Raw genomic sequence first — 16,393 nt, 5'->3', positions numbered from 1 at the left:
TGCGGTCATGTAGACCGCGACGACAAAGATCCTTCGTCGCTCGGGGACGACTGATCCAAAAGGGGGTAACGGGGTGACCTGGCAGGAAGAGCTCCGCAGGCTCGACGAGGAACTCGCGGCCGGCAGGCTCACGGCCGACGATTACCGCACTCGGCGTGACCAGGTGCTCTCACAGGCCGTGTCCTTGGAGCACCCGCAACCGCAGGTGCCGGGAGCGAACCCCGCCGAGACGCAGATCATCCAGCCGGTCGCGCCGCCGGGAGAGCCCCCGCGGCCCTCCGCCGACGCGACCCAGATCGTGTCGCCGTCCGACACCGGCGGAGCCGAACGCACCCAGGTCGTCCAGCCATGGCAGCCCCAGCAACAGCCGCCGCAGCAGCACCCCGGTTCGCCCGCGGGCGGGTTCCAGCAGCCGTACGCGCAGCGCCCCGGTGAGCACTCGCCGAGTGGCGGGTTCGCCCAGCCCCCGCAGCCGCAGCAGGGCTGGAACACGCCGCAGGACCAGAGCCCGCCGTGGGGCGGTTCGGAGTTCCCGCCGCTGGCGCCGTCCGGCAACGACACGAACTGGGTCAGCCAGGGGCCGGAGTCGTTCCAGATCAAGTCCTCGTCCGGCGCCAAGCGCAAGGTCATCATCGCCGCGATCGCCGTCGTGGTGCTGGCCGGTGTCGGCGTCGGCGCGTGGGCGCTGTTCTCGAACACCATCGAGGACAACCCCACCGCCCAGCCGACCTCGGGCCAGCAGCAGCCGCCGCCCGCGCCGACCACGACGCCGCTCCCCGAACCCCCGGCGGCCAAGCCCGAGCCGTCGGCCAACGCCGCGGCGCTGACCGACCTCGCCGGCACGCCTCGCGCCGGTGGCGGCACGTTCGACATCGCGAAGCTGAAGTCGGCCAAGTTCCTGCCGGATTCGGTGATCGCGCAGATCGAGCGCAGCGGGATGACCGAAGGCCTGCTCAAGACCAACACCAGTGGTGAGGTCACGCTCGGCCTGATCGCCCTCGACTTCCCGGACGCGCAGGGCACCTCGAAGGTCGCCCAGGAGTACGGGAACGCGCAGTTGGAGGGCGGTCTCACCGCCGAGCGAGCCCTCGCGATGCGCGGGGTGCCGGTCTTCGTCACGAAGTCACCCGACTCGACCGTCTATCGCGCCGTGTACATCCTTTACAGCCGGGTGATCGTCGTCGAGGCCTACGGACCCGAGGCGCAGGCCGAGCAGGCGTTCCGGTCGCTGCTCAACGCGCAAATCCAGAAGGCTCCGCCGACCGAACGCAACAACTGATGAGACGTCCGATCAAGAACCCGTTGCGCGCCTTCGTCAAGCGCTGGGCGGTCGCGCGGAAGTCGTATGACGACATGATCATCCGGGCGGGTCGATACGCCGAGCTGTACGAAGAGCTCGGCGTGCGCTACGACCAGCTGACGGCACGCTACGAGGCGGTGACCGACCGGTACTCGGAGCTCGCCGAAAGCCGCCGTCAACTGGAGGTGGCGAACAGGGACCTCCGCTCGTGGCTCGAAGACGTCCTGCGGGCGAAGCAGTCCTTCGAGGACGAGTACCGAACGTGGGTCCCACCCGGCCACTTCTACTCGCCCTTCGCCTCGCAGGAGGAGATCGGCACCCGTGCCGCCACGATCTTCGACTCCTGGCCCGAGGCCGTCGACCTGCGGGAAAACGACCAGCTGGAGCTGTTCGGCACGCTCGCCGAACTGGCCGCGGACCTTCCGTTCACCGCGCGGAAGAACGATCGGCACCGCTACTTCTTCGAGAACTCCGCGTTTTCGTGGTCCGACGCGATCGTGCTGCACACGATGCTGCGCCATCTGCGGCCACGCCGGATGATCGAGGTCGGCTCTGGCTATTCGACCGCGATGACCTTGGACACCATGGACGGCTGGCTGGGCGGCGAGACCGAGCTGACCTGCATCGAGCCATACCCGCAGCTGATGGAAAGCCTCTTCCGGCCCGGCGACGCGGAGCGGGTGCGGGTAATCGGCAAGGCCGTCCAGGACGTCCCGATCGAGACGTTCCAGGAGCTCGAGGCCGGCGACCTGCTCTTCATCGACTCCACGCACGTCGTCAAGGCGGGTTCGGACGTCAACTACCTGTTCTTCGAGGTCCTTCCCCGCCTGCGGGACGGCGTATGGGTCCACGTCCACGACGTGTTCTTCCCCTTCGAGTACCCGATGAGCTGGCTGCGTGAGGGGCGAGCCTGGCAGGAGGACTACCTGCTCCGGGCCTTCCTCATGTACAACGACCGGTTCGAGGTCCGCTGGTTCCAGCACTTCATGTGGACACAGCACCGGGACCTGCTGGAGTCGAAGATCCCGGCGATGGCGCATGACTCCGGCGGCAACATCTGGCTGCAGAAGGTCTCGGGCGGCTAATCCATCCGAGTGAGTTAGGCCGTGTCGGTGAACGCCCTCCCCCGGTGATGCGCCTTATGGGCAGAGCATCGGAACGTTCGGATGCCGGACGAGGAGGAGCCTCATGGCCTGGGAAGTAGCCCTGGTCGCCGTGTTGGCCGTCGTGTTCGCCGTACGGCTGGCGCTTCAGCTGAAGCGCGGCTGACCCGATTTTGCGCACCCCGCGGCGCATGCAGGAGATGAACGGGGCCTTCCCATGAAGAAGGCCCCGTTCACCCCATCGCGATCCGCGGTATCCGCAGCTGGGGAATCCGCCGCCGCGCGGACGGGACCGGTGTGAGCGGCGGGCCGTCCTCACGCAACGGCTTCTTCACGTGGATCGTCTTGTAGCCGGTGCTCAGATATCCGTCGTTCTTCAGTTTCGCCATCTCGGCGTTGACCGACGCGGGTGAAGCGCCGATCGCGGAGGCGATGTCCGTGTGGTTCAGTCCCACGTCGATCACGACGCCGCCCTCGCCGGGCACCCCGTAGAGCGCCTGCAATCTGGTCAGGAACGCGGTCAACCGGCTCCGCACCTTGGCCGTCGCGAAACCCAGCGCGACGTTCCGCTGCCGCAGCCGGGAGGCAAGCGCCACCGCGATCAAGGCCATCGCCTGGTCGTCATCGTCGAGAAAGCCGCGAAAGGCGTGCTGCGGAACCTCCAGCACCCGAGCCGGCTTCGTGGCGATGTACGAGAGTCTGCTCGGCCGTCCGGCCAGGCAGTCCTCGACGCCGAGCACGTCACCGGCGCCGAGCAGGTCCACGATCATCGGCGTCGTGTCGCCCTGGGCGGCGCGCAACGCCTTCACGAAACCGGACCGCGGGATCAGCACCGGCGGGGCCGGGTCGCCCTGGCGGAGCAGCGTTGTACCCACGGCGTGGTCCACGTGCCTGCCGAGGACGATCAGCCGATGCCACTGCCGTTCGGTGAACTCCACGTCCATCAGCCCACCACCGCCGCGAACGCGTAGAGGATCGCCGGGAGCCCGGCCACGAGCGCCGCCACCGACCCGATGACCTTCGCGGGCTGGGCGACCCTTCCGGCGAGGAGAAGCCGGATGAGGATCGCGGCGAAAACGATGTAGGCCAGGACGACGACGCCCGCGGTGATCACCAGAAGCGGATCAGATGTCTGTGTCGTCAATGGTGACTCCCAGTGAGAGAAGAAAGGTGAATCCAGTTCCTGCCCGGCCGGGTGAGAATCACGTCGGGTAGGTGACATCCCCCATTGCCGTTGAGCCGAAGACTAATGCTCAGCGCGCTTGCGAGAAAGGAACTCAAGTGCGCGAGAACCCGACCAGGGAGCGGTTTCGCGACGGAAAGTGATCGCCGTTCCGTCCGCTGACCGAACAAAAAATCACGCACCGTATCCAGCGAAGAGAGAACATCTCGCGCTTTACTTCTGCGTTCGCCCGGAAATCAGCATTAGCCGTACATTCGTCTTGTTTTCGAACCGTCCACCGGAATCGTCCCTCCGGATCGCCGGAGCCCTGGTGGAGACGGAAATAAGGCCTCGCCAATCGAAGTGCACGTGCAGATGCACGTCCTGTAGGAGCCCTGCCGACATGACGATCGGGCTGCCGATTAACGGAACGTCAGCGTGGGGGCCACCTTGGCGACCCACGGTGATCGGCTGAGTTTTTTCGGCAATCTCAGCTTTTTGGGGGAACCTCAACCCCGGCGAGGGCTGACCAGACCCGATTCGTAGGCGAGTACCACCAGCTGCGCCCGATCGCGCGCGCCGATCTTGGTCATGATGCGGCTGACGTGCGTGCGCGCGGTGGCCGTCGAGATCACGAGATGCGCGGCGATCTCGTCGTTCGACATCCCGCCCGCGACCAGGCCGAGGACCTCGCGTTCGCGGTCGGTGATCTCGCGGACGGCGCTCACGTCGATGCGGCGGTTCTCCGGCCGGTCGACGAACTCGGCGATCAGCCGCCGGGTCACGGTCGGCGCCAGCAGGGCCTCACCCGCGGCGACCACCTTCAGCGCCCGCAGCAGTTCCACCGGATCGGTGTCCTTCAGCAGGAATCCGCTCGCTCCGGCGCGCAGCGCCTCGTAGACGTACTCGTCGACGTCGAAAGTCGTCAGGACCAGGACCTTCACCCCGGCCAGCTCGGGATTCGCGGTGATCCGCCGCGTCGCTTCGAGCCCGTCGACGCCGGGCATGCGGACGTCCATCACGACGATGTCCGGCCGGTGTTCGACGGCGGCCGCGACGGCCTGCTCGCCGTCACCCGCCTCGGCGCAGACCTCGAACCCGTCCTCGGTCTCCAGCAATACCCGGAAACCGGCGCGGACCAGCACCTGGTCGTCGGCGAGAACCACCCGGATCGTCATTCTTCCCCCTTGATGGGCAGGTCCGCGCGGACCTGGAAGCCGCCGTTCACCACGGACGTCGTGAGCGCGCCGCCCAGCGCGGCCGCCCGTTCGGACATCCCGCGCAGGCCGTGACCGGGCGCGGGATCGACGGCGCCACGGCCATCGTCGCGGACGAGCAGCGTCAGCGCACCGGTTTTCCGCTCGAACCTGACGTCGACACCGCGCGCCTGATCCGCGTGGCGGACCACGTTCGTCAGCGATTCCTGCAGGATCCGGTACGCGGCGCCGTCGACGGGCGCGGGCAGCTCCCCCGGCTCGCCGTCGACGCGGACCTCCAGCCCGGCGGCGCGGGCGTGTTCGAACAGCTCGTCGACCTGGGCGAGGCTCGGTGCGGGCGCCTTGTCCTCCCCAGAGCGCAGCACGGCCAACGTCGCGCGAAGGTCCTTCAGCGCCGAAGCGCTCGCCTCCTTGATGTTCAGCAGCGCCTCTTTCGCCTGCTCAGGACGCCGGTCGGCGACGTGCGCGGCGACCCCGGCCTGGACGTTGATCATCGCGAGGCTGTGCGCGACGACGTCGTGCACCTCGCGGGCGATGGTGAGCCGCTCCTGCTCGGCCATCCGGTGCCGGTGCTCGTCGGCCTGCTCGCGGCGGGCCCGCGCGGCCGCCATCCCGTTGCGCACCGCCGTCCCGATCCCGACGACCGCGATCACCCAGACCAGGCCCAGCCCGGCCCGCAGATCGAAGCCGGCCAGCCCGTGCCGGGCGAACAACGCGATCCCCGCCGCCACCAGGAGCGCTCCACCGGCGCCGCCGGCGACGATCGGCCCGCGGATCTTGGTGAGCAGGAACAGCGCGATGGTCGGCAGCACGATCGCCGGCCCGCCCGGGTTGCCGGACGTGTAGTAGCCGAGCGTCAGCGCGGAGGTGAGCAGGAAGATCGTCATCGGGAAGCGGTGGACGATCAGCAGCGGCACCGCGATGGCGACCAGCCACAGCACCGCGGACGTGGTCAGCGGCGGCGCGTCCGGCTGCCAGCGTGAGGCGCCGCTCGTGGCACCGAGGACGAACCCCAGCGGCAGCACCACGCGCAGCACGCGGCCCACCCATGGGCTCCACGGAAACCGTTCTTTCAGCAGCACGGTCCGAAAACTACCCGTGGCGGGGGTGGATCGCGTCCGTTGAAAAGCGACTTCCCGGCTACGCCGCGTGCGGTAGCCGCCGCAGGACCGAGATCATCATCAGCACCCCGCCGGCCACCTGAACCGCCAGCACCGCCGCGTGATCGGTGGATCCCATGGTGAGCGCGCTGAACAGGCCCCACATCCCCGTGCCCGCCATCGCCCCGGCGCCGGTCCACACCAGCACCAGCCGCGGCCAGAACCGCCCTCGCGACACGTTCGCCAGCGCGAGAGCGGCGAGGACGGCGAGCGCCGCGATCACGACGTCCTGGCCGCGGGCGGCGATACCGCCGGTGCCGAACGCCCAGATCGAGTGGCCGATCGCCGTCACGAGCGCGGCGACGATGCCGAGCATGCCTGCCGCACCGATCGTGCCGGGTTTCACCGTGCCGGTGACGACGAACCACCAGCGGTCGCGGGCGTAGAGCACGAACGCGGTCAGCAGCAGAATGCCCTGCCAGGCGAATCCGCCGTAGACGACGGCCCAGACCCAGTTCTCCAGCGGCATTTCGGTCAGTTGCGTGGTGGACAGATCGGCGACGATCACCGGGAGGTTCAGCACGATCGGGGCGAGCAGCCCGGTGCCGATCCAGATCGGGAACAGGACCAGCGGCGCGGGGATCCGGCGGCCCCAGGAGTAGGTGAACGCCAGGGCGAGGATCACCGCGACGACGTCCATCCCGCCGGTGACCAGATTCGCGAACATCATCAGGTCGGAGTCCACAAAGGACGGATCACGCAGGCCGAGGCTGCCGCCCGTGACCCAGGACGCCTTGAGGGTCAGGTACGGGAGCGTGCCGAGGATCGCCGCGTAGCAGACGATCAGGCGGACGCTGGAGATCTTGGGTGGAGCCATCGCTACGGTCATGCATCCCAGCGTCGGCGTTCGCGCCGCGGAACGGCTCCCTCGCGAGCCTGGTCCGCCTCCCCCTTCAGAAGGAGCTGGGCAGCTTGGCCGCGGTTTCCTCGTCCGCCGGGGTCAGCGTCGCCAGCGAGATCTCGGAACGCCGCCCGAGGTACAGGTACGAGAATTCGAACCGCAGCAGGCCGACGTCCGGGTGCAGGTACCGCTTGAGCACGATCCGCTCGCTGGAGACGTCGTGCTCCTTCCACATCCGCTCGAAGAGCTCGGACTCCTGCCGCAACCGTTTGACCAGGTTCTTCCACGCCGGTTCGGCGATGTGCTCGGCCATCGCCGCGCGGAATCCGGCGACCACGCGGGGCAGGTTGACCTCCCAGTCCGGGAGCCTGCGGCGCCATTCGGGATTGGTCAGGCACTGGATCATCGTGTTGCGCTCCTCGAACGGGATGTCGTCGAGGCCGCCCATCAGCCAGTCGTAGGCCCGGTTGTAGGCGAGGATGTCGCACCGCGCGTTGCGCACGCAGACCGGGAACGGCTCTAGTTTGTCCATCATCCGGTAGACGTTCCGGCTGAGGAGTTTGCAGTCCTTCTCCAGCGGCGGCTCCGGCGCCCCGGCGAGGGTGAACAGGTGCGTGTGCTCGTGCGGGTCGAGCCGCAGGGTGCGGGAGATCGCCTCCAGCACCTGCTCGGACGCGTTGATGTCGCGCCCTTGTTCGAGCCACGTGTACCAGGTGACCCCGACCCCGGCCAGCTGCGCGACCTCCTCGCGGCGCAGCCCCGGCGTCCGGCGCCTGCCGCCGATCGGCAGGCCGACCTGGTCCGGGGTGATGCGCTCGCGGCGGCTGCGCAGGAAGGCGGCCAGTTCGTGCCGCCGCACCTCGGCCACTCGCGAATCGACGGTCATGGTCACCTCATCAGGTTCGCAAAGCTCGAAGCCGGTTACCAGGTAGTGGCGGTACCAGGATAAACACACTCCTGGTACCAGGGTCGGAATCGGCTGATCGTGGTACTCATGACTTCCACGCAAGTTCCGGTGACGCCTGCCCGCGTCGCCGCCGTCCCGGCCCTGACCTCGGCGGGCCTGGTCACCGTGCTGCTGGGGGCGGCACTTCCGCTCGTCGATTTCTTCATCGTCAACATCGCCCTGCCCGCGATCGGGTCGGATCTCCGCACCTCGTCCGCCACCTTGGAACTGGTGGTCGCGGCCTACGGGATCGCGTACGCCGTCCTGCTCGTCGTCGGCGGAAGGCTCGGCGACGCCTTCGGCCGCCGCAAGCTGTTCCTGATCGGGCTGGCCTCGTTCACCTTCACCTCCCTGCTCTGCGGGATCGCGCCGACGGCGTTGACCCTGGTGCTGGCGCGGGCCGCGCAGGGGGCGGCCGCCGCGCTGATGCTGCCGCAGGTGCTGTCGATCATCCAGGCGACCACGACCGGCGAGCGCCGGTCCAAGGCGCTCGGTCTCTACGGCGCGACGGCGGGGCTTTCGATGGTGCTCGGCCAGTTCCTCGGCGGGGCACTGGTGGCCGCGGATCTCTGGGGCACCGGCTGGCGGCCGATCTTCCTGGTCAACGTGCCCGTCGGGGTCGCCGGTCTGCTGGTCGCGCGGCGGCTGATCCCGGAGAGCCGCTCGCGGAACCCACTCGGCGTCGACCGTCCCGGCACGGTCCTCCTGGCGATCGCGTTGGTTTCGCTGTTGCTCCCGCTGGCGGAAGGGCCGGTGCTCGGCTGGCCACTGTGGACGATCGCGCTGCTCGTCGTCTTCCCGTTCGCCGCGGCCGGATTCGTCCACGTCGAACGCCGGATGGAACGCCGTGGCGGGGTTCCGCTGCTGCCGCCTTCGGTGCTGCGGATGCCGAGTGTGCGGCAAGGACTGCTGGTCGGGGTGCCGTTCTTCGTCGGGTTCAGCGCGTTCATGTTCGTGTTCGCCGTGACCCTGCAGGACGGCCTCCATCTCGGCCCGCTGGGATCCGGTCTGGTGACGGCGCCGCTTTCGCTCGCGTTCTTCGCGATGTGCCTGGTCAGCAGCCGCCTGGTGACCCGATTCGGGCAGCGGGTGGTGGCCGCCGGTCTCTCGGTGCAGCTGCTCGGGCTGCTGACGCTGATCGGCACCGTGCTGCTGGAGTGGCCGGATCTCGGTGTGCTCGATTTCGTGCCGGGGATGCTGCTGTGCGGTCTCGGCCAGGGGCTGGCGATGACGACGGTGTTCCGGATCGTGCTGTCGAAGGTTCCGCCGGAGATCGCCGGGGTCGGCAGCGGGATGCTGACGACGTCGCAGCAGGCCGCGATGGCGCTGGGCGTGGCGACCCTTGGCACGTTGTTCGCCTCGGCCGCCGCCGGACCGCTCGGGATGAAGGGCGCGTTCGTGCTGGTCATCGGCATTCAGGCGGTCCTGACGGTCGGGGTGATCACGGTGGCCCGGCGGCTGCCGGATCCGCGAACCTGAGAAAGTTCGGTTTCACCCGTCGGAATTCAGGCTCCCCGAGCGACGATGGGGATGTGACGGAACCACGGGTGCATCGGGACCCGGCCTTCGCGCTGCTTTCGCTCTACGAGACGGCGTTGCCGGAGGTCTACGGGTACCTGCTGTCCCGGTGCGGTGATCGCACCCTCGCCGAGGAGCTGACGTCCGAGACGTTCCTCGGCGCGGTGCGGGCCTGTCGCAAGGAGTTCGCACCGCCAGTGAGCACAGGGTGGCTGATCGGCGTCGCCCGGCACAAGCTCGCCGATCACTGGCGGCGCAAAGCACGTGAGGAACGCGGGCTGCGGCTCGTCCACGAGGAGGAGTACACCGATCCGTGGGACGAACGGCTGGACGCGCTTCTGGCACGCGAGGTGCTCGCGTCGCTCGGGGCGCATCACCAGGCCGCGTTGACGCTTCGCTACGTCGACGGCCTCCCGGTACCGGAGGTCGCCGGCCATCTCGACCGCACGGTGCACGCCACGGAGGCGTTGCTCGTACGGGCCCGTGCCGCGTTCCGGCGTGCTTACCAGGAGAAGGAGGGTCGCGATGCCTGATCCGTTCGACGCGCTTCGCGCGCCCTCGCAGCCTGTGGAGCCTGACCCGCTCTTCGCCGCCGAACTGCGCGATAACCTTCGTCGCGCCGTCCTGAACGGAGCCGATATGACGGAAACAATCACCACTGAAGCCGAAGTACGTTCCCTGACGCCCTATCTCGTGGTCACCGACGCGCGCGCCGCGCTCGATTTCTATGTCGAGGTGTTCGGGGCGCGGCGTCGGTCCGATCCGATCGTGATGGAGGACGGCCGGGTCGGGCACGCGGAACTGGCCATCGGGGACAGCGTGCTGATGTTCGCGGAGGAATTCCCCGAACTGGGCATCGTCGTGGCGCCCGCCGGTGGCCCGCTGATCCGGGTCGAAGTCGCGGACGTGCACGCGTCGGCCGCGCGGGCCGTGGAGCTGGGCGGGGAGCTGCGGCGTCCCGTCGCGGACGAAGGCCACGGGTTGAGCGGAGAGATCAAGGACCCGTACGGCCAGCGGTGGCTTCTCGCGCAGGCGGCGCCTCGGCCCGCTTCGGGCGCTACGCCGATCCGGCACGGCGAAGCGGGTTACTTCACCTTCCAGGTGCCCGACGACGAACGCGCGAAGGCGTTCTACGGCGCGGTTCTTGGCTGGCAGTTCTCGCCAGGGCGCGTCGAAGGCGGTTGGGGCGTCGAAGGTTCCGGCCTGCAGGGCGGGCTCTGGGGCGGCCCGGGACGGCAGGTGGGCTGGAAGCTCATGTACGCCGTCGACGATCTCGCCGCCGCCCTCGACCGTGTCCGCGCCCAAGGCGGCCAGGTCGGCGAAACCGAACAGCAGCCCTACGGCCTGAGCGCCGACTGCGTGGACAACCAGGGCATCGAGTTCTGGCTCTGGGAACAGCCGCGCTCTTGAGTCACCACCCAAACCCCCGCCCATCCCAGGGGGCGACCCCGAAGCCAGTCTATCGCCGATGGGGGCGGGGAGGCGGGCGTGAGCCGAGTTGTCCACAGGTAGGAGGCATTGTGGACAACGTCGATGTAGTGAGGCTGGGGAGCGTCAGCGGCCGGCGGCGTAGCCCTGCATTCCGCGCGCGTTCGCGGCGGCGCGCAGGACACCGCCGGACCGCGACACGGCCGAAAGTCGCCCGAGCGCCCAAGGCCCGGCATCGACGACGGCGTGCCCGCGCACGGCGAGAGCGTCCATTGTGGACTGACCGAGCCGCGATTCGACCACCAGCTCCCGCGGCGTCCACGAACGCGGATAGAACGAACTCGGGAACGCGGTCGTATGCCACGCGGGCGAGTCGATCGACTCCTGCAGGTTCAGGCCGCCGAGCGTGTGCGCCAGCCAGAAACACAGCTGCCACTGGTCCTGCTGGTCGCCGCCGGGCGTCCCGAACGCGAGCACGGGCTCGCCGTCACGCAGGCCCATCGACGGCGAAAGCGTGATCCGCGGCCGCTTCCGAGGCGCCAGTGAGTTCGGCAAACCCTGTTCCAGCCAGAACATCTGCCCACGCGAGTCGAGACAGAAACCGAGCTCCGGGATCGTCGGGCTCGATTGCAGCCAGCCGCCCGACGGCGTCACCGAGATCATGTTCCCGGCCGCGTCGACGACGTCGATGTGCACGGTGTCGCCACGAGTCTCGCCCAGCGGCCCGACCGTCGGCTCCCCAGTCGCACCGGAGCCGGATTCCAGTCCGCGCAGCTTTTCGAGGATCGCGGGCAGGCGCGGCGAGGGGCCTCCGGGCCGGAGTTCGGCGGACGCTTCGTCGGTGATCAACGCGCGGCGGGCGTCCGCGTACTCTCGGGAGATCAGCAACTCGATCGGCACGTCGGGCGAATCCCCGTACCAAGCCTCACGATCCGCGAACGCCAGCTTCGCCGCCTCGACGGCCAAGTGCACCGTGCGTTCCGTCGGGATTCCGTCTACATAGGACAGTTCGTCCCGCAGGCCGTCCAGCAACCGCGCCTGTTGCAGCAACGCCGGCCCCTGCGTCCAGGCGCCCATCTTCACCAGGCCCCAGTCGCCGAAGTCGACCTGCAGCGCGTCCTCGTACGTCGCTTCCCAGCCCGCGATGTCCTCGCCGGTCAGGAGACCGGCGTGATCGCGCCCGGAATCGTCACGGAAAGCCTTACGGCTGAACGCATCGATCGCCTCGGCGACGAAACCCTGCGACCACGCGCGGCGTCCGGCGTCGATCTGCGCCTCACGCCCACTGACCGACTCGGCCTCGGCGAGCAGCCGCTCCCAGGTGTCCGCGAGGGCCGGGTTGCGGTGCAGCCCTTCGGCAGGCTTGCCATCCGGCAACCAGAGCGCCGCCGACGTCGGCCAATGCTCGGTGAAGAGATCCTGGACTGCGCGGATGGTGTCACCGACTCGGCTGACCAGCGGAATCCCGTTGCGCGCGTATGAGATGGCGTAACCGAGCACGTCGCGCAACGACTTCGTACCGTGATCCCGCAGGAGCAGCAGCCAGCCGTCCCAGGCCCCCGGGACGGTCGCGGGGAGCAGACCGCTGCCGGGGATCAGGTCGAGCCCGAGGTCCGCGAAGTACTCCGGCGTCGCGGCCGCGGGCGAGACCCCCTGACCGGCGAGAACTCGCGGAGTCCGGTCGGCGGCGGTGACGAAGATGCCGGGGACCTGCCCCGCCGGACCGCACAGATGCGGCTCGGCGACCTGCAGGACGAACCCGGCCGCCACCGCCGCGTCGAAGGCGTTGCCGCCGTTTTCGAGCACCGCCATACCGGTGGCCGAAGCCAGCCAGTGCGTCGATGCCACCATGCCGTGGGTGCCGGCCAGTTCCGGCCTGGTCGTGAACACGGAGCCGATACTACGCTTTGCTAACTACTTTTTCAGTCCCAGTAGTTGAAGAGGGCTTCGCCGAGGTTGTCGGGCCGCCAGTACCTGACGTCGTCTTCATCGACCCAGGGCCACGCGGCCTGGTCAAGCGGCCCCTCGAGCTCGGCGCGAGTGAAGATCCGGCAGACGGGGAGCAGCTCTTTCAGGACGGCCAGCAACCCCGGCTCGTCGATGAAGGTGAGCGAACCGAATTCCACCGGCGTCGCGGCGATGCCGAGCCCGTGCCAGGTCGCGTTCCTGCCCCAGTCCCGCGTCCACAGCACGGCGACGGTGCGGTGCGGATAAGTGATGTGACACTGGTCGAAGTTGGGCGCGTAGCAGGAGTACCGGAACTCCTTCACCTCACCGGCCGTCCGCCGGGCAGCCTCGTAGCAGCCGCGGCGAAAGCCCTTCTTGTCCATCACCCACCGAAACTATCCCCGCGCGGCCACCGGCGCGTCATAGTTTTCCAGCGTCGCCGCGTTCGCCGCCCGCGACGTGATCCACGTGAACACCTTCGTCATCGGCCGCGAGCCCAGCACCCGGTACAGGAAGTTCCGGTAGCCGACCATGAACCGGGTCTTCGGTGCGAGGAACGTGCCGATCCCGGCCGCCTGCTTCTGCGAAATCTTCACCGGACCGCGCAGCTTCTCTTCGTAACGCGCGAAAGCGACTTCGTGGTCACCCCGCGCGGCGGCGAGTTCGCCCGCCAGGACGTACGCGCCCATCATCGCGAGCCCGGTGCCCGAACCGCCCGGGCCCGCGCACCAGGCCGCGTCACCGAGCAGCACGACCCGGCCGCGCGACCACTTGTCGAGGTGGATCTGGCTGAGCGAATCGAAGTACAGCGCGTCGACGTCGCGGAGGCCTTCCAGCAGCTTCGGTGCTTCCCAGCCGAAGTCGGCGTAGCGCTCGACAAGGATCTTCTTCTGCGCGTCGCCATCGCGGCGACGCACCTCCAGCGACTCCGACGCGAAGACGAGACTGACGTTGAGAGCCGAACTGTCGCGACCGCTGGCGACCATGACCGTGCGGCCGGGGACGCTGCAGATCTGGCCGAGATGATCCAGCCCGAGGTGGTTCGGCACGGTGAAGCCCGCGGCGTGGAAGCCGAGGTCGGTGCGGAACCGCTCTTCGTCGCCGAACATCAGCCGCCGCACGCCCGAGTGCAGCCCGTCCGCGCCGACGACCAGGTCGAATCTGCGTGACTCGCCGTGGGCGAAGCCGACGTCGACGCCGTCCGCGACCTCGTCCAGCCCGGTGATCCAGTCGCCGAAGACGTACTCGACGTCGTCCTTCGTGTGGTCGTAGAGGATGCGGGTCAGATCGCCGCGCTCGATCTCGACTTCGCCACTGAAGAACACCGACGGCATCTGGGCGACCTTCTTGCCCCGGACGTCGACGATGACCTGCGCGCCCATCGCGGTCTCCTTCGCGCGGATGTCCTCGAGGATTCCCATGCTCTCCAGCAGGGCCATCTGCTCGCCGCGGAAGTCGACAGCACTGCCGCCTTCGCGCAAGGCCAGTGCCCGTTCGACGACGGTCGGCGCGAAACCGCGCTTCCGCAGCCAGAACGCGAGGGCCGGGCCCGCGATGCCGGCGCCGGAGATCAGAACGGTGGTCGTCATGGCTGCTCCCTGGGGTTCGTGGTGATGGAAGCGACCGTACGGCAGATTTGCACGCTTGGTCAATCCATTTGGTTAAACCAAGTGGATAAACCGCGTGGCCTAGGATCCCGGGACATGGGTAATCGCGAGGACCTGATGGCGGGCGCCATCCAGTGCTTGAAGGAAAAAGGCTGGTCACGCACGACGGTGCGGGATATCGCGACGGCGGCCGGGGTCAGCCACGCGGCGATCGGCTACCACTTCGGCTCGCGCGAAGCCCTCCTGCTGACGGCGTTCTCGCAGGCGATGGACGACTGGGGCCGGGAAATTCAGGCCGAGATGATGAGCGCCGTCGACCCAGACGCGTCGCCCTCGGAGCAGTACGCGGCGTCCTGGCGCGCGATGATCGACTCCTACGGGCGCAACCGGCAGTTGTGGATCGCCTCGATCGAGGCGTTCGTGCAGTCCGAACATCACCCTGAGCTGCGGAAACAGCTCGCCGCCGCACAGCGAGAGGGTCGCCGGGGAATGGCGGCGGGCATCCTGGGGATCGACGAGGAGACCCTCACCGAGGCGGACGAGCGGCGGATCGGCGCGGTGGCCACGGCCCTGAACTCGGGCGTGATGCTGCAGCACATGCTCGACCCGGAGAACGGCCCGACGGCCGAAGAGGTCGTGGAAGGGCTGATGAAACTCGTCTCCCTGGTGTCCTGAAAGAGGCGTTCAGGACACCAGGGAGGCGGGTGGGTCAGGAGACGGCGACCTTCCGCCGCAGCGCCGCCCGCGGCCGCCCGACGCCCTGCCACGACAGGCCGGCGTCCAGGATCCGTTGCGGCTCCAGGAGATTGCGTGTGTCGACGACCGAGTCGCCGTCCATCTGCTCGGCCATGTACGTCCAGTCGAGCCGTTTGAACTCGTCCCATTCCGTCAGCACGACGACGGCGTCGGCCGCCTTCGCGACCTGGTACGGGTCGTCGACCACGGTCATTCCGTCGATGTGGCCGCCGACGGCGGGGTCGTAGGCGGTCAGTTCCGCGCCGAGCGCGCCCAGCACGGAAGCGACCGCGAGGGCGGGCGAGTCGCGCAGGTCGTTCGTCCCGGCCTTGAACGCCAGACCGAGGATGCCGATCCGCGAACCGGCCAGCGTGCCGCCGACCGCGCCGGCGATCTTCGCGACGATCCGGTCCCGCTGCGCGATGTTCTCCTCGATCGCCGAGGTGAGCAGCGTGAAGTCGTACTGCACCGACTCGGCGACGCGGACCAGCGCGCTGGTGTCCTTCGGCAGGCACGAGCCGCCCCAGCCGGGGCCGGGTTTGAGGAACGAGCGGCCGATGCGCCGGTCGTAGCCCATCCCCTCGGTGACCAGGTCGATGTCCGCGCCGAGGCGTTCGCACAGTTCGGCGATCGAGTTCACATAGGACAGTTTCATCGCGAGGAAGCAGTTCGCCGCGTACTTCACCAGTTCCGCGCTGGCCGCGTCGGCGACGACGACCGGCGCGGCGAGGTCGGCGTAGAGATCGCCGACCCAGCGGGCGGCCGCGACGTCGTCCGAGCCGACGACGATCCGGTCGGGGCCGAGGAAGTCCTCCACCGCGGTGCCCTCACGCAGGAACTCGGGGTTCGACACCACCGGCACGTCCGTGCGGCCGAGCATCGCCTGGATACGCTTCGACGTCCCCACCGGGACGGTCGATTTGGTGACCAGCGCGCACCCCGGCGGGATGACGTCGCCGATCTCGGCGGTCACGGCCTCGACCGCCCGCAGGTCCGCCGAGCCGCCCGCGCCCATCGGCGTTGGCACACAAAGGAAAACGGCCTCCGCGTCCCGGACGGCGTCGCGCGCGCCGACCACGAATTCGAGTCTTCCGCTGGTCAGCCCCCTCGACACCAGCTCGGACAATCCCGGCTCCAGGATGTCCACCCGTCCGGCGGAGAGCCTTGCGACCTTCGCCTGGTCGACATCGACGCAAGTGACTCGATGCCCCAGGCCGGCCAAGCAGGCTCCCGTGGTCAATCCGACGTAACCGGTCCCCACCACCACGATCCGAGCAGCGCTCATGCTGCTGAAGGTGACAGCCGGAGTTGACCTCCAAACGAACGGAATGCTTCAGGTCCGAATACTCCTCACGACATGCTGCGCACCCGAGTGAGCCATCCCACCCGGGCCCGATGCGAACGAGCGTTAACCTATGAACGGTTGTCG

The 16,393-nt window shown here is 68.7% G+C and carries 16 protein-coding genes; 6 read left to right on the top strand and 10 right to left on the bottom strand.

The annotated features are described in order from the left end of the window. Positions 1-73 precede the first annotated feature (73 nt). Both ACZ1DY_RS00710 and ACZ1DY_RS00705 read left to right on the top strand, forming a co-directional pair. Positions 74-1,279 (top strand): DUF1707 domain-containing protein, encoded by a 1,206-nt coding sequence (locus ACZ1DY_RS00710; RefSeq protein ID WP_257483622.1) that lies wholly within the window; start codon positions 74-76, stop codon positions 1,277-1,279. Then, positions 1,279-2,385: a class I SAM-dependent methyltransferase gene (locus ACZ1DY_RS00705; RefSeq protein WP_257483621.1), complete on the top strand. Its 1,107-nt coding sequence runs from the start codon at positions 1,279-1,281 to the stop codon at positions 2,383-2,385. The genes ACZ1DY_RS00710 and ACZ1DY_RS00705 overlap by 1 nt, the downstream gene beginning before the upstream one ends. Before the next feature lie 251 nt (positions 2,386-2,636). On the opposite strand, the gene ACZ1DY_RS00700 is transcribed toward ACZ1DY_RS00705, so the two are convergent. The 6 genes from ACZ1DY_RS00700 to ACZ1DY_RS00675 all read right to left on the bottom strand — a co-directional run bounded on the left by ACZ1DY_RS00700 (position 2,637) and on the right by ACZ1DY_RS00675 (position 7,669). Beyond that, positions 2,637-3,347 (bottom strand): Crp/Fnr family transcriptional regulator, encoded by a 711-nt coding sequence (locus ACZ1DY_RS00700; protein WP_465483306.1) that lies wholly within the window; start codon positions 3,345-3,347, stop codon positions 2,637-2,639. Next, positions 3,347-3,547, bottom strand: a complete 201-nt coding sequence (locus ACZ1DY_RS00695; RefSeq protein ID WP_192747397.1) for a hypothetical protein — start codon at positions 3,545-3,547, stop codon at positions 3,347-3,349. The genes ACZ1DY_RS00700 and ACZ1DY_RS00695 overlap by 1 nt, the downstream gene beginning before the upstream one ends. Before the next feature lie 527 nt (positions 3,548-4,074). Then, positions 4,075-4,743 carry a response regulator gene (locus tag ACZ1DY_RS00690; protein ID WP_257483619.1) on the bottom strand — a complete coding sequence of 223 codons (669 nt, stop codon included), beginning with the start codon at positions 4,741-4,743 and terminating at the stop codon, positions 4,075-4,077. Next, positions 4,740-5,864 (bottom strand): sensor histidine kinase, encoded by a 1,125-nt coding sequence (locus ACZ1DY_RS00685; RefSeq protein WP_126732539.1) that lies wholly within the window; start codon positions 5,862-5,864, stop codon positions 4,740-4,742. Before ACZ1DY_RS00685 ends, ACZ1DY_RS00690 begins: the two co-directional genes overlap by 4 nt. A 58-nt stretch (positions 5,865-5,922) precedes the next feature. Then, positions 5,923-6,771: a hypothetical protein gene (locus tag ACZ1DY_RS00680; protein WP_257483617.1), complete on the bottom strand. Its 849-nt coding sequence runs from the start codon at positions 6,769-6,771 to the stop codon at positions 5,923-5,925. A 64-nt stretch (positions 6,772-6,835) separates the two neighbouring features. After that, positions 6,836-7,669: a helix-turn-helix transcriptional regulator gene (locus ACZ1DY_RS00675; RefSeq protein ID WP_257483616.1), complete on the bottom strand. Its 834-nt coding sequence runs from the start codon at positions 7,667-7,669 to the stop codon at positions 6,836-6,838. Between the two features lie 108 nt (positions 7,670-7,777). Between ACZ1DY_RS00675 and ACZ1DY_RS00670 the strand changes: the two genes are divergently transcribed. The 3 genes from ACZ1DY_RS00670 to ACZ1DY_RS00660 are packed head-to-tail and all read left to right on the top strand — an operon-like array spanning position 7,778 to position 10,657. Continuing rightward, the gene (locus ACZ1DY_RS00670; RefSeq protein WP_465483305.1) at positions 7,778-9,208 is read left to right on the top strand and encodes an MFS transporter; all 1,431 of its coding nucleotides are present in this window, start codon (positions 7,778-7,780) and stop codon (positions 9,206-9,208) included. 53 nt (positions 9,209-9,261) lie between these two features. Beyond that, a complete protein-coding gene (locus tag ACZ1DY_RS00665) occupies positions 9,262-9,780 on the top strand; it encodes an RNA polymerase sigma factor (protein WP_192747392.1) in 519 nt (172 codons plus the stop codon). Next, positions 9,773-10,657, top strand: a complete 885-nt coding sequence (locus ACZ1DY_RS00660; protein ID WP_465483304.1) for a VOC family protein — start codon at positions 9,773-9,775, stop codon at positions 10,655-10,657. The genes ACZ1DY_RS00665 and ACZ1DY_RS00660 overlap by 8 nt, the downstream gene beginning before the upstream one ends. 144 nt (positions 10,658-10,801) lie before the next feature. Here ACZ1DY_RS00660 and ACZ1DY_RS00655 read toward each other — a convergent pair whose 3' ends face one another. From ACZ1DY_RS00655 to ACZ1DY_RS00645, 3 genes are read right to left on the bottom strand one after another with little or no spacing between them, the layout of a single operon-like run. Next, positions 10,802-12,565, bottom strand: coding sequence for a gamma-glutamyltransferase family protein (locus tag ACZ1DY_RS00655; protein WP_465483303.1), 1,764 nt, complete (start codon positions 12,563-12,565; stop codon positions 10,802-10,804). A 32-nt stretch (positions 12,566-12,597) separates the two neighbouring features. Next, positions 12,598-13,005: a hypothetical protein gene (locus ACZ1DY_RS00650; RefSeq protein ID WP_465485802.1), complete on the bottom strand. Its 408-nt coding sequence runs from the start codon at positions 13,003-13,005 to the stop codon at positions 12,598-12,600. Positions 13,006-13,017: 12 nt separating this feature from the next. Then, positions 13,018-14,211, bottom strand: coding sequence for an FAD-dependent monooxygenase (locus ACZ1DY_RS00645; RefSeq protein ID WP_465483302.1), 1,194 nt, complete (start codon positions 14,209-14,211; stop codon positions 13,018-13,020). A gap of 114 nt (positions 14,212-14,325) precedes the next feature. On the opposite strand from ACZ1DY_RS00645, the gene ACZ1DY_RS00640 reads away from it, so the two are divergent. Continuing rightward, the gene (locus tag ACZ1DY_RS00640; protein ID WP_126732548.1) at positions 14,326-14,904 is read left to right on the top strand and encodes a TetR/AcrR family transcriptional regulator; all 579 of its coding nucleotides are present in this window, start codon (positions 14,326-14,328) and stop codon (positions 14,902-14,904) included. Positions 14,905-14,938: 34 nt separating this feature from the next. Here the strand turns inward: ACZ1DY_RS00640 and ACZ1DY_RS00635 are convergent, their stop codons facing one another. Then, positions 14,939-16,249: a UDP-glucose dehydrogenase family protein gene (locus tag ACZ1DY_RS00635; RefSeq protein WP_126732549.1), complete on the bottom strand. Its 1,311-nt coding sequence runs from the start codon at positions 16,247-16,249 to the stop codon at positions 14,939-14,941. Positions 16,250-16,393: the final 144 nt, after the last annotated feature.

The sequence above is a fragment of the Amycolatopsis sp. PSD-21 genome (assembly GCF_055561455.1).
Note: the sequence above shows the minus strand (reverse complement) of the source record. Positions and strands in the feature narration are given on the sequence as shown.